This window comes from Collinsella sp. BA40 (assembly GCF_008014645.1).
GTDB lineage: Bacteria > Actinomycetota > Coriobacteriia > Coriobacteriales > Coriobacteriaceae > Collinsella.
The window spans coordinates 50,855-63,428 of record NZ_VOWY01000010.1 but is presented as its reverse complement, the minus strand read 5'-3'; the positions used below and the strand labels follow the sequence as shown (position 1 = coordinate 63,428).

Sequence of the window (12,574 nt, the reverse complement as noted above, 5' to 3'; positions counted from 1 at the left end):
GCTCACCAGACCACCACCTTCTTGGCATCGAAGACGGGTCCGCACATGCAGGCGCCCTTCATGCCGTCGACCGTTTCAACGTTGCAGGTGCTGCAGGCACCGAAGCCGCAGCTCATCATACGTTCGAGCGAAGCCTCGCAGAAAACGTCAGCGGCGGCCGCGGCGTCGGCGACCTTTTTCATCATCACACCCGGGCCGCAGGTGGCGATATAGTCGTAGTCGTTGCGCGCGAGAAGGTCCGCAAGCAGGTCCGTGCAGAACCCGTGATGCCCGGCGCTGCCGTCATCGGTGGCAACAGCGACCGTGCCCGCGCCGGCGCGCTCGAATTCATGCACGCCCACCATGGTATCGGAAGAGGCCGCGCCCACCACGGCATCGAACGCGATGCCGCGTGCCGAGAGCTCTCGACCAAGGCACAGTACGGGCGGAACGCCGATGCCGCCGCCCACTACGAGGGCGCGACGACAGTCCTTGGGTACCGACCAACCATGTCCACCGGGACCAAGCAGATCACCTGTGAAGCCAGGCGTCCAGGCAGCCATGCGCTCGGTGCCATCGCCCACAACGGCATACCAGATCTCGACGGTTCCCGTCTCGGGGTTCGCGCTGGCATAGCTCAAAGGAATGCGCAGCAAACTCATCGCGTTGCCGGGAACGCGGATATTGACGAACTGACCGGGTTTCAACATGCTCGCAAGCTTCGGGGCCTCGATAACGAGCGAATAGACGCCACGGGCGATCTGCTCGTTCGAGACAACGGTGAAGTCATGCATGCGAGCAGGCGAAGGCGTAGGCATAGGCACTCCTTACCTGACCGTATGGATACAGATAAGGCCGTGCGCGCTGGTGCGGGACACGGCCTTACGCTTCTTGCTATCTTAGCAAACTTTACAGGACGCAGCCGTCCTTGAGGGTCTGCTTGCCGCCCACGAATACATCGGTGGCGCGGCCCGTGAGCTCGGCTCCCTTGAAGCCGGAGTTCTTGGCATGGCTGGCGAAATCGCCATCGGAGACGGTCCAGACCTGGTCGGCGTCGAAGACGGTGAGGTCGGCAACGAAGCCTGCTGCGATCTGGACCTGGTCCAGACCGAGAATCTTGCGGGGCTCGATAGCCATGAGCTCGACCATGCGACCGAAGCTGATCTTGCCGGTCTTGACCAGGTTGGTGATCACGAGACCGAGCGCGGTCTCGAGGCCGGTCATGCCGAACGGGGCGAGCTCGAACTCGCGGGACTTCTCCCAGTCGGAGTGCGGCGCATGATCGGTGGCGATGGTATCGACCGTGCCGTCGATGACGCCGGCGATGAGCGCCTCGGCGTCCGCAGCGGTGCGCAGCGGCGGGTTCACCTTGAAGCAGGTGTTGTAGGTCCCGTCGATGGCGTCCTCGGTGAGGAACAGGTGGTGCGGGGTGGCCTCGCAGGTCACGGGCAGGCCCTTGGCCTTGGCGGCGCGGACCATCTCGAGGCCGCGGGCGGTGGAGATGTGCTGGATGTGCAGCTTGGCACCGGCGAGCTCGGCGATCATGATATCTCGCATGATCTGGAGCTCCTCGCCCTCCGCCGGCCAGCCGAGCAGGCCGAGGCGGGTGGAAACGGCGCCCTCGTTGATCTGGCCGTCGCCGACCAGGTCGTTGTCCTGGCAGTGGCTCATGAAGACCTTGCCGAACATCTGGCCGTAGTCCATGGCGCGGCGAAGCATGCCGGCGCCCTGGATGCCATGGCCGTCATCAGTGAAGGCGACGCAGCCGTGCTCGACCATGTTGCCCATCTCGGAGATGATCTCGCCCTTGAGGCCACGGGTCATGGCGCCGGAGGGGTACACGCGGCAATGGCCCTTGGCGGCAGCGACGGACTTGATGTACTCGACCACGACGCCGTTGTCGGTAACAGGGTTGGTGTTGGGCATAGAGCACACGCCGGTGAAGCCGCCCTTAGCGGCAGCGGCGGTCTCGGACTCGATGTCGCCCTTAGCCTCGAAGCCCGGCTCGCGCAGGTGGACATGCATGTCCACCAGGCCGGGGACGAGATACTTACCGGACAGGTCGACGACCTCGGCGCCCTCGGCACTCAGGTTCTCGCCGACGGCGGCGATCTTGTCGTCCTCGACGAGGACGTCCATCACGCCATCGAGCTCGACGGACGGGTCGACGACGTGGGCATTCTTAAGAAGCAAGGCCATTATCGGCACCTCCAAGCAGCAGATACAGGGCAGCCATGCGCACGCAGATACCGGCGTACACCTGGTCGAGGATGACGGAGCGCTCCGGATGATCGGGCATGTAGGAGTCGAACTCCACGCCGCGGTTGATCGGGCCGGGGTGGCACACGATCGCGTCGGGCCTCATGAGGCGCTCGCGGGCCTTGGTGAGACCGTAGAGCTGGTGGTACTCGCGCTCGCTCGGGAACGGCGCGCCCTCGAGGCGCTCGCGCTGGATGCGCAGCATGTAGACGACGTCCAGATCGGGCAGGACATCATCGAGGCTGTTGGACACGTGGTCGGCACCCAGGATGTCGGGACGGGGCGGCATGAGGGTGTTGGGGCCCACGGCCGTGACCTCGGCGCCCATGATCTTGAGCGCGGGGATGAGGGAGCCGCAGACACGGGAGTGGCCGATATCGCCCACGACGCCGACCTTCAGACCATCGAAGCTGCCCTTGCGCTCCCAGATGGAGTACAGGTCGAGCAAAGCCTGGGTGGGATGGCCGTGCTTGCCGTCGCCGGCGTCGATGACGACGGCGGGGCTGGCCTGGGACACGATGTAGGGAGCGCCCGCATGCTTGTCGCGTACGACGATGCAGTCGATCTTGTAGGCGTCGAGCGTCATAACGGTGTCGATGAGGCTCTCGCCCTTCACCGTGGAGGTGGAGGAGCCGCCGAAGTTGAGCGTATCGGCCGACAGGCGCTTCTCGGCGAGCTCGAAGGAGCTGCGGGTACGCGTGGACGGCTCGTTGAACATGTTGACGATGGTCTTGCCCTTGAGGGTGGGGACCTTCTTGATAGCGCGCTCGTTGACCTCGGAGAACGCCTTAGCGGTCTGGAGGATCGTCATGAGCTCGGAATCGGAATACTCCGAGATGTCGATAAGGTGCTTGTGATTGTTGAACACTGGTTACTCGCCTCCCAGCGGTGCGGAGCCAATACGGGAACCGGGCTCTACATCCGTGATCTCGACGGACGTGCGGCCGTCGACTTCCTTGCAGAACAGGCGAACGTTCTCGCCGCGCGAAGACGGCACGTTCTTGCCTACGAAATCGGGGCTGATGGGGAGCTCGCGGTGGCCGCGGTCCACCAGGACAGCAAGCTCGATGCTGCTGGGACGGCCCAGGTCCATGATGGCATCCAGGGCAGCGCGGATCGTACGGCCGGTAAACAGGACGTCGTCGACCAGGACGATGCGCTTGCCATCGACATTGAACGGGATGCGCGTGGCGTGAACCTCGGGAGAGATATGAGTGGCGAAGTCGTCGCGATAGAAGCTGATATCGAGGCTACCCTGCGCGACGTCCACCCCCTCGATCTGCTTGATCTGGTCAGCCAGCTGCTTTGCCAGGATATCTCCCCTGGTAACGATGCCGACGATCGCGAGGTCATCGCAGCCTTCGTTGCGCTCGACGATCTCATGCGCAATACGCGTGATCGCGCGCTGCACGGCGGTCTCATCCATGATGATCGCCTTCGGTGAAGACGTGCCCATCGATCTCCTTCCCTAGCCATTGCACAAACGGTATCGCAGGTGCAAAAAAATAATGCCCGACCGCTATGCGGACGAGACATCACCAAGCAAGATCACCATCAATCGATGAGATATATGTATCCTTGCGGTATCTCGTACGCGCTTAAAGGTCTCATAAGAGTATACACATCTTGGTAGGTGGCGTTGCGGGAGATTTTTGAAAGGAAAGTATTTACAAAATATGTACGACAGCCCCGCGGTGCAAGCGACCTTGCAACAGCAGGTGCGCGGCGCGATAATAGGAGACCCACGAACCACGAGCTCTGCTCGACAACACAGAAAAAAGTAGCGGCGTAATATGGAGATTGCGCACACGGCTTTCAACCTGTGTTATAGTCCATTGCTGTTTGTTCACGCGGCATCGAACCAAGCCGCCCCAAGGAGGGTCAAAGAAATGTCCAAAGTTTGCGAAATCTGCGGTAAGCACCCCGTTGCTGGTCGCTCCATCAGCCACTCTCACCGCGTCACCAACCGTACGTTCCGTCCGAACATCCAGCGCGTGTACGTCGTTGTCAACGGTACCCGTCGCAAGATGAACGTCTGCACCAGCTGCCTCAAGGCCGCCAAGGTGGCTCGTTCCTAAGGTCTACCCTTTTTGGACAAACGTTAGCTTGCAAGCATGAAGCACCCCCGACTGATCGGGGGTGCTTTTTTATGGAACCAGCTTGTCGCACACATGTAGAAAACAACGTCGCGCCTGTACATAACAGACGGCGCACCTGTACATAACACTTCCGGACCCACGTCAACGCTCCCTAGCGTATGGAGCGGAACCGGATAACGAGTGTGCCGGTCGTCATCCGAGGCTCCCGTCGTATAGAAGCCGGCCTTGATTCGACGGCACCCATCGCGAGGACGAATACGCAAGTCGCAATGAGCTCCAAAGGACGACCCTCTCGCAAGGGCATTGAAACCAGATACCGCGACCCTCCGGCGACGGACCAGCACGCCGTCCCACCCCACCCCCGTATCCCCCGAATTGATCGACGTGAACCATGGGCCGAATCCCCTCTGGCCACGATCGCAACGACGTCGAGCAAGCTTATCCCAAATAATCAGAGGCCTCCAGGCACCGAGAGGTGCTACCAGAGAGTTGTCACATACGAATATTGAAGCGTTTAAACTGTATAGAGACTAATCTAGCTTCTTCCAGACGCACCTGAAAAGAAATACGAGGTCGTAAGGACCATGTAAACGTTAGCGCACCCTAATCTTTCGATCCAGCGAGACAAGAATTAGGTACTCTTTGTGTTTTGAAACGTTTCATTGATTACAAATTTCGCTTTCCCACTCGATTTTACGAAGGAGCTTGCTATGATGCGTCTTGTTGGGTAAGGCCACCGCTTAAGGAGAGCAGAATGGCAAAGAAACCTGTCGTTACCCCTGCACCCCAGATCGTAGATTCCGTCGAGTCCCTTGAGGCCAAGCTTGCGCGCATGCGTGAGGCCCAGGGGATTTTTGCTACGTTCTCGCAGGAACAGGTAGACAAAATCTTCTACGAGGCAGCCATGGCAGCCAATAAGGCCCGCATTCCGCTGGCCCGCATGGCCGTCGAGGAGACCGGTCGCGGTATCCTCGAGGACAAGGTGATCAAGAATCACTACGCCGCCGAGTACATCTACAACGCCTATAAGGACACCAAGACCTGCGGCGTCGTTGAGCGCGATGAAGCTCTCGGCATCACCAAGATCGCCGAGCCCATCGGCCTCGTCGGTGCCGTTATCCCCACCACCAACCCCACTTCTACCGCCATCTTCAAGTGCCTTATCTCCTTGAAGACGCGCAACGCCATCATCATCAGCCCGCATCCGGCAGCCGCCAAGTGCACCATCGCCGCAGCCAAGCTGGTTCTCGACGCCGCCGTCAAGGCCGGCGCTCCCGAGGAGATCATCGGTTGGGTGGACGTCCCCTCCATCGACCTCACCAACATGGTCATGCGCGACGTCGACATCATCCTGGCCACCGGCGGTCCTGGCATGGTCAAGGCTGCATACTCCTCCGGCAAGCCCGCACTGGGCGTCGGCGCCGGCAACACGCCCGTCGTCCTGGACGATTCCGCCGACATCAAGCTCGCCGTCAACTCCATCATCCATTCCAAGACCTTCGACAACGGCATGATCTGCGCCTCCGAGCAGTCCGTAACCGTTATCGACACCATTTATGACGAGGTCAAGGCAGAGTTCGCTCGCCGCGGCTGCTACTTCGTGAAGAAGGGCGCCGAGATGGAGGCCCTGCGCGAGGCCATGTTCAAGAACGGCGCCCTTGACCACCGCATCCCCGGCATGCCCGCCGCTAAGATCGCCGAGCTCGCAGGCATCGAGGTTCCCGCTAAGACCAAGATCCTCATCGCCGAGGTCGAGTCCACCGATCCCGAGAAGGAGGAGTTCTCCCACGAGAAGCTTTCTCCCGTCCTCGCCATGTACCATGCCAAGGACTTCCAGGAGGCCGTGGACAAGGCCGAGCACTTGGTCCTCGCCGGCGGCCCGGGCCACACCGCCTCGCTGTACGTGCACCCGGCTCAGAGCGATAAGATCGCCCTGTTCGAGAACACGATGAAGGCGTGCCGCATCGTCATCAACACCCCCTCTTCGCAGGGCGGCATCGGCGACCTGTACAACTTTGGCATGAAGCCCTCCCTCACGCTGGGCTGCGGCTCCTGGGGTGGCAACTCCGTTTCCGAGAACGTAGGGGTGAAGCACTTGCTGAACGTTAAGACCGTGGCCGAGCGCCGCGAGAACATGCTCTGGTTCAGGGCTCCCGAGAAGGTCTACTTCAAGAAGGGCTGCACGCCCGTCGCCCTCGACGAGCTCGGCACCATCATGGGCAAGAAGCGTGCCTTCATCGTTACCGACCAGTTCCTCTTCAAGAATGGCAACACCCGCGCCATCGAGGCCAAGCTCGACGAGATGGGTATCGCCCACGACTGCTTCTATGACGTCGAGCCCGATCCCTCGCTGCAGTGCGCTCGCCGCGGCGCCGCCCAGATGGCTCTCTTCGAGCCTGACGTCATCATCGCCGTCGGCGGCGGCTCCGCCATGGACGCCGGCAAGATCATGTGGATGATGTACGAGCACCCCGAGTGCAACTTCGAGGATATGGCCATGGACTTCATGGATATCCGCAAGCGTATCTTCACCTTCCCCGAGATGGGCAAGAAGGCCTACTTCGTCGCCGTGCCCACGTCTTCGGGCACCGGCTCCGAGGTCACGCCGTTCGCCATCATCACCGACAAGGACACCGGCATCAAGTGGCCGCTCGCCGATTACGCGCTGCTGCCCAACATGGCCATCGTCGACGTCGACAATGCCATGACCGCGCCGCGCGGCCTGACCGCTGCATCCGGCATCGACGTCATGACCCATGCCATCGAGTCCTACGTCTCCATCATGGCTTCCGACTACACCCAGGGCCTGTCCATGAAGGCCGTCAAGCTGGTCTTCGAGAACCTGCCCTCCGCATACGAGAACGGAGCCAAGGACCCGCACGCCCGCGAGGAGATGCATAACGCCTCCTGCATGGCCGGCATGGCATTCGCCAACGCCTTCTTGGGCCTCAACCACTCCATGGCCCACAAGCTTGGCGCCTTCCATCACCTGCCCCATGGCATCGCCAACGCGATCATCCTTACTCGCGTCATGCGCTACAACGCCGCCGAGGCCCCGGTCAAGATGGGCACCTTCTCCCAGTACCCCTATCCCAACGCTCTGCACAACTACGCCGAGCTCGCCCGCTACGCCGGCATCCAGGGCAAGGACGACAAGGAGGTCTTCGAGAACTTTGTCACCGCGCTCGAGGAGCTCAAGGAGACCATCGGCGTGAAGAAGACGATCGCCGACTACGGTGTTGACGAGCAGTACTTCCTCGACACCCTCGACGACATGGTCGAGCAGGCCTTCAACGACCAGTGCACCGGCGCCAACCCGCGCTACCCGCTTATGAGCGAGATCAAGGAGCTCTTCCTCGATGCATACTACGGTCGCGAGCCGCAGTCCTACGAGGTCTAAACCTCCCTTGGGTATCCACCGTCCGAATGCCGCCGCTGAGCTATTCCGCACGAGGCGGCGGCTTCGGACGCATTACGATGGTGCAAAACCTACAGAAAGGATGGAAGCGCCATGATTCTTCCCGATTCCAAGACCCTCGTCGCCGAGCGCGGCAACAAGAAGGTATATGACCTCGGTGACAAGATGGCTAAGGTGTTCAACGCCGCCAAGCCCGTCTCCGATGTTTTCAACGAGGCACTTAACCTCGCCCGTATCAACGAGACGGGCATTCGCTCTCCCAAGGCCCTCGAGGTTTCCGAGGTCGCCGGCGAGGGCTGGGGCATCCTCACCGAAAAGGTCCCCGGCGTGACCCTGGCCGAGAAGATGGCCGAGGATCCCAGCCGCTTCTACGAGTATCTCGAGCAGTTCGTCGACCTGCAGATCGAGATTCACGGCTTCCAGGCTCCCCTGCTCAACCGCCAGCGCGATAAGTACGCCCGCATGATCAATGGCCTTACAGAGATCAATGCCACCACGCGCTACAACCTCATGGAGCGCCTGGACGGCATGAAGAAGGAGTTCCACGTCTGCCACGGCGACTTCAACCCCACCAACGTCATCGTTGGCGAGGACGGCAGCCTCTACGTCTGCGACTGGGCCCATGCGACTCAGGGCTCCCCTGCCGCCGACGCTGCCATGACCTACCTGCTCTTCGCGCTCGAAGATAAGCAGCAGGCCGAGGCCTACCTCGAGCTCTACTGCGATCGCGCCGACGTTCCCATGCAGATCGTCCGCCGCTGGATGTCCATCGTCGCCGCGTCCGAGCTCGCTCGCAGCCGCGCCGATCAGGATGCCGAGTTCCTGCTGAGCTGGATCGACGTCGTAGACTACCAGTAAGCCCGACCGCACCCTTAGCGCACAGAGGCTACTGAAGAGTGCCCCGGCAAGCATCGTCTTGTCGGGGCACTCGTTGTTTCAGCAGTTTTCCGAGCGCGCTAACGCATGTCGATGAAGACCCATGCGCCCAGCGTTCCCGCATGGCACGCGATGCTGCCGTCAGGAAAATCAAGCTCGTTGGATATGCCGCGATCGCTCAGGAGCGGCAGCGGCACATGATCGAGCTCCCAGCGCATACGCGATTCCGACACCACGCAGCCGCAGCTCAAGGGCACGAAGGAGAAACGGCAGCCGCGGTACGGACCCACATCCCAGGTATCGCCGGCGTGCAGGATGCGCCCGATGAACCCGTCTTCGCGCAGCTCGACGGAACCCGGCCAGGCGCACAGGCGTCCGAGTGCCGCCAGCATATGGTCGGGTCGCCCGCCAGATAGGCAGGTCGCGACGATATCGACGGCACCATATCGGCTTTCGATTGCGCGCAAGGCGAGGTCGAGATCGGTTGCATCCTTATGCGGGTTATACCGCTCGATCTCGCAGCGCACACCATCCAAAACGAAAGACGAAGCATCGCCGGAATCAATAGCCGCAGCGATAGCCGGGCTGGATGAATCAACGTCTCCGCAAAACAGCTGCGGTCGCAAGCCCGCAGCACGTAAAGCATCCATCCCGCCGTCGACGGCCACGATAGCGTCACATCCGCAAGCCGCTTTTCGAAGTAGCCCGATAGAAGCGCGCTCTGGGGAGCCACCAGCCACCAGCACGCGCATCAGGACTCCCCCTGACCGTACGCCAGAATATCCGCAAGGGAGAGCTCGTCGAACTCATCGATGAACAGCTCGCAGTTTGCCAGCACATCCGTACGCGCGCTCCGGCCGTTCGGGTCGAAGATGCCGACGCGCCGATAGCCACCGGCCCCCGCACCCGTCAATCCAAACAAGGCATCCTCGAACACCCAAACATCGCCTGCATCGCATGCGCCCGTGCACCCTGTATCCTGCAGCCGCGCAAGCGCAAGGTCGTAGATATCGGGAAAGCCCTTGGGGCGCGCCGACTCCGCCGTAGTGGTAATGCCGGAGAAATACCCCGCAAGGCCGTTGTGTTCGAGCCCCATCTGCACCAGGTGTTTCGGAGTGGACGTTGCGATGCACATCGGGATCCCGGCGGAACGGGCATTCTCAAGAAACCGGCGCACGCCCGCACGCGCCGGGATCGATGTTGCATACCGCGCACGCAACATGGACTCGAGCTCCGCATACACCGCCTCGCCCGACTCGCCGATACCCCACACATCGTGATAGGCATGGCACTCCTCCTCGAGAGAAAGATGCTCGAAGCGGGCGAAATCCTTCGGCGTGAGGCTAAACCCATACCGAGAAAGCAGCTCGGGCTGGATGCTCAGCCACATACCCATGGAGTCGAGCAGCGTGCCATCGCAATCGAAGATAAACGCCTTTGGCTTACTCATGGTGTCATCCTTTACACGTAAAACACGGTTAAGAAACAGAATTTTGAAAATTGTAAAATATACTACAAGAATCAAACGTTGCTGTAACGAATTTTAATGAACCGATGTCGCCGTCTTAACGATATTGGAACATAAGACGTGGTTAACAGATGCAACAGAATGCTCAACAGTACCTTTTAGCAGCACATATGTCATTCAACGAAATAATCGACCCTTCTCGAGTCTTGTCGGGGACAAGCATACTCTACCGTGCTACATTATCCAAGTGTCACAGGTTCCACACATGCAAGACTGTGGAGCAGATACTGCCCGACCTCGTTCGTCGTATGCATGTTGAGCCCGCGACCTGCCTTACGTAGGAGACGCGGCGCAGCCGCATGTAGGATGGGAAGGTCACTTTGAGCACGAAGAACGCTGCCAACTCAACCGAGCAGCCCTGCCTCATGATCACCGAAGACGATCTTCATCTCTTCTCGGAGGGTTCCTGGCAACGAAGCTGGGAGAAGATGGGTGCGCACCCCGCTATCAAAGATGGAATCCAGGGCTGGTCGTTCTGCGTATGGGCCCCCGAAGTTGCAAGCGTGCACGTCGTAGGCGATTTCAACGGCTGGAACGCGACGGCAACTCCGCTCGAACGCATCATGGATAGCGGCTTGTGGCATGGGTTTATCCCCGGCCTCAACCAAGGCGACCTCTATAAATACGTTATCGAGACCATCGAGGGAGAACTGCTCTATAAAGCGGACCCCTATGCATTTTATTCCGAAGTGGCCCCCGGCACCGCATCACGGCTGTGGGACCTCAGCGGTTATGCCTGGAAAGATGCTGCGTGGCTGCGCAAGCGCTCCAAGCGCGACCACATGCACACCCCGCTCAACATCTACGAGGTCCATCTGGGCTCCTGGAAACGCCATGGAGACGAACCCCAAGGCGAGCCGCGTGAGGATGGCACCTATCCCGGCCCGGGCGACCCTTTCCCGGCACAGCGCGGTACGTTCTACTCGTACGACGACCTCTCGGTCGAGCTCGTGGCCTATGTCAAGAATATGGGATACACCCATATCGAGGTCATGCCCGTTATGGAGCATCCCTTCGACGGGTCCTGGGGCTACCAGGGAACAGGCTATTACGCGGCAACCGCCCGCTACGGCACCCCGCAGCAATTCATGCACTTCGTCGATGCATGCCACAAGGCGGGCATAGGCGTGATTCTCGACTGGGTCCCCGGCGGTTTTTGCGCGGATGCGCAAGGCCTTGCGACCTTCAATGGATCCATGCTCTATGAGCGCGAGATCCATCCCAACTGGGGTACGCATAAATTCGATTTCGGTCGCCCCGAGGTCGTGAGCTTCCTACTCTCCAACGCGCTGTTCTGGATCGACATGTTCCATGCCGACGGCATCCGCATGGACGGCGTTTCCAGCATGCTCTACCTCAATTTCGGCGTAGACAACCCGGCCGATAAAAAGTTCAACAAATTCGGCACCGAGGAAGACCTCGATGCTTCGGCATTTATTCGCACCGTCAACGAGGCCGTTGGCGAAACGCATCCCGACGTCATGATGATCGCCGAGGAGTCTACCGCCTGGCCGCTCGTAACCTACCCACCAGCCGACGGCGGCCTGGGCTTTCACTACAAATGGGACATGGGATGGATGAACGACACGCTGCACTACATGCAGACCGATTTCCCTTGGCGCCCGGGCAACCATCGACTGCTCACGTTCTCGATGATGTACGCCTTCAACGAGAACTTCGTCTTGCCCCTTAGCCACGACGAAGTCGTCAACGGCAAGTGCTCGCTCATCGGACGTATGCCGGGAGATCCGTGGCGGCAGTTCGCCGGCCTTCGCAACCTCGCGTTTTACCAGATGATGCATCCGGGCGCCAAGCTCAACTTCATGGGCAACGAGCTTGGCATGTTCATCGAATGGCGTTATTACGAGTCGCTTCAGTGGTTCCTCGCCCGCGATTTCGAGACGCATGCGCACCAGCAGGCATTCATCGAAGCCCTCAACCACCTCTATCTCAAAGAGGCGGGCCTGTGGCACTTCGCATACGATGCGCAGGGCTTCGAGTGGATCGACGCGGACAATAACAAGCAATCCATCATTTCCTTCGTGCGCCGCGGCAAGAAACCGGCCGACGACCTGGTGATCATCATCAACTTCGATCCCGCGTCCTACGAGACGTTCCGCATGGGCGTTCCGCGCGAAGGCGACTGGAAGCTCGTGTTCAATACCGACGATCCCGCTTTCGGTGGCAGCGGCTATCCCGTAGTCGAGATGGCATCCAGTAGGCCCGAAGCTTGGAACGGCCGGGACGACTCCATCGAGATCTCGCTTCCCGGCATGGGCGGCCTGGTCTATAAGCGTTCGCGCGCCTCCTCTTACGTCTCTCCGACAAAGGCGAAAGCCGTTCATACCAAGAAAGCTCCTGCGCCCAAAAAGGCGGCACCCAAACGTACCCGTACGAAGAAGTAGAGGGCGGAGC

Annotated in this window: 10 protein-coding genes; 4 read left to right on the top strand and 6 right to left on the bottom strand. The window is 60.4% G+C overall.

The window, feature by feature from the left end:
• Positions 1-2: 2 nt before the first annotated feature.
• The 4 genes from E4J93_RS04170 to pyrR all read right to left on the bottom strand — a co-directional run bounded on the left by E4J93_RS04170 (position 3) and on the right by pyrR (position 3,694).
• Positions 3-797 (bottom strand): dihydroorotate dehydrogenase electron transfer subunit, encoded by a 795-nt coding sequence (locus tag E4J93_RS04170; RefSeq protein ID WP_255431914.1) that lies wholly within the window; start codon positions 795-797, stop codon positions 3-5.
• 91 nt (positions 798-888) lie between these two features.
• The gene (locus tag E4J93_RS04165) at positions 889-2,178 is read right to left on the bottom strand and encodes a dihydroorotase (protein ID WP_147588218.1); all 1,290 of its coding nucleotides are present in this window, start codon (positions 2,176-2,178) and stop codon (positions 889-891) included.
• Positions 2,162-3,106, bottom strand: a complete 945-nt coding sequence (locus E4J93_RS04160; RefSeq protein WP_147588217.1) for an aspartate carbamoyltransferase catalytic subunit — start codon at positions 3,104-3,106, stop codon at positions 2,162-2,164. The genes E4J93_RS04165 and E4J93_RS04160 overlap by 17 nt, the downstream gene beginning before the upstream one ends.
• 3 nt (positions 3,107-3,109) lie before the next feature.
• Positions 3,110-3,694 carry a bifunctional pyr operon transcriptional regulator/uracil phosphoribosyltransferase PyrR gene (pyrR, locus tag E4J93_RS04155; RefSeq protein WP_147588216.1) on the bottom strand — a complete coding sequence of 195 codons (585 nt, stop codon included), beginning with the start codon at positions 3,692-3,694 and terminating at the stop codon, positions 3,110-3,112.
• A 433-nt stretch (positions 3,695-4,127) separates the two neighbouring features.
• Here pyrR and rpmB point away from each other — a divergent pair, with 433 nt between their 5' ends.
• The 3 genes from rpmB (at position 4,128) to E4J93_RS04140 (ending at position 8,613) form a co-directional block, all read left to right on the top strand.
• Positions 4,128-4,316, top strand: coding sequence for a 50S ribosomal protein L28 (gene rpmB, locus E4J93_RS04150; protein ID WP_147588215.1), 189 nt, complete (start codon positions 4,128-4,130; stop codon positions 4,314-4,316).
• Positions 4,317-5,091: 775 nt separating this feature from the next.
• Positions 5,092-7,737: a bifunctional acetaldehyde-CoA/alcohol dehydrogenase gene (gene adhE / locus E4J93_RS04145; protein WP_147588214.1), complete on the top strand. Its 2,646-nt coding sequence runs from the start codon at positions 5,092-5,094 to the stop codon at positions 7,735-7,737.
• Between the two features lie 111 nt (positions 7,738-7,848).
• Complete coding sequence (locus E4J93_RS04140) at positions 7,849-8,613, top strand: phosphotransferase family protein (RefSeq protein WP_147588213.1); 765 nt, start codon at positions 7,849-7,851, stop codon at positions 8,611-8,613.
• 98 nt (positions 8,614-8,711) lie between these two features.
• Here the strand turns inward: E4J93_RS04140 and E4J93_RS04135 are convergent, their stop codons facing one another.
• On the bottom strand, positions 8,712-9,383 hold the full coding sequence (locus E4J93_RS04135; RefSeq protein ID WP_147588212.1) for a thiamine pyrophosphokinase: 672 nt from the start codon (positions 9,381-9,383) through the stop codon (positions 8,712-8,714).
• Positions 9,383-10,081: an HAD family phosphatase gene (locus E4J93_RS04130; RefSeq protein ID WP_147588211.1), complete on the bottom strand. Its 699-nt coding sequence runs from the start codon at positions 10,079-10,081 to the stop codon at positions 9,383-9,385. The genes E4J93_RS04135 and E4J93_RS04130 overlap by 1 nt, the downstream gene beginning before the upstream one ends.
• A 443-nt stretch (positions 10,082-10,524) precedes the next feature.
• Here E4J93_RS04130 and glgB point away from each other — a divergent pair, with 443 nt between their 5' ends.
• On the top strand, positions 10,525-12,564 hold the full coding sequence (glgB, locus tag E4J93_RS04125; RefSeq protein WP_147588389.1) for a 1,4-alpha-glucan branching protein GlgB: 2,040 nt from the start codon (positions 10,525-10,527) through the stop codon (positions 12,562-12,564).
• Positions 12,565-12,574 lie beyond the last annotated feature (10 nt).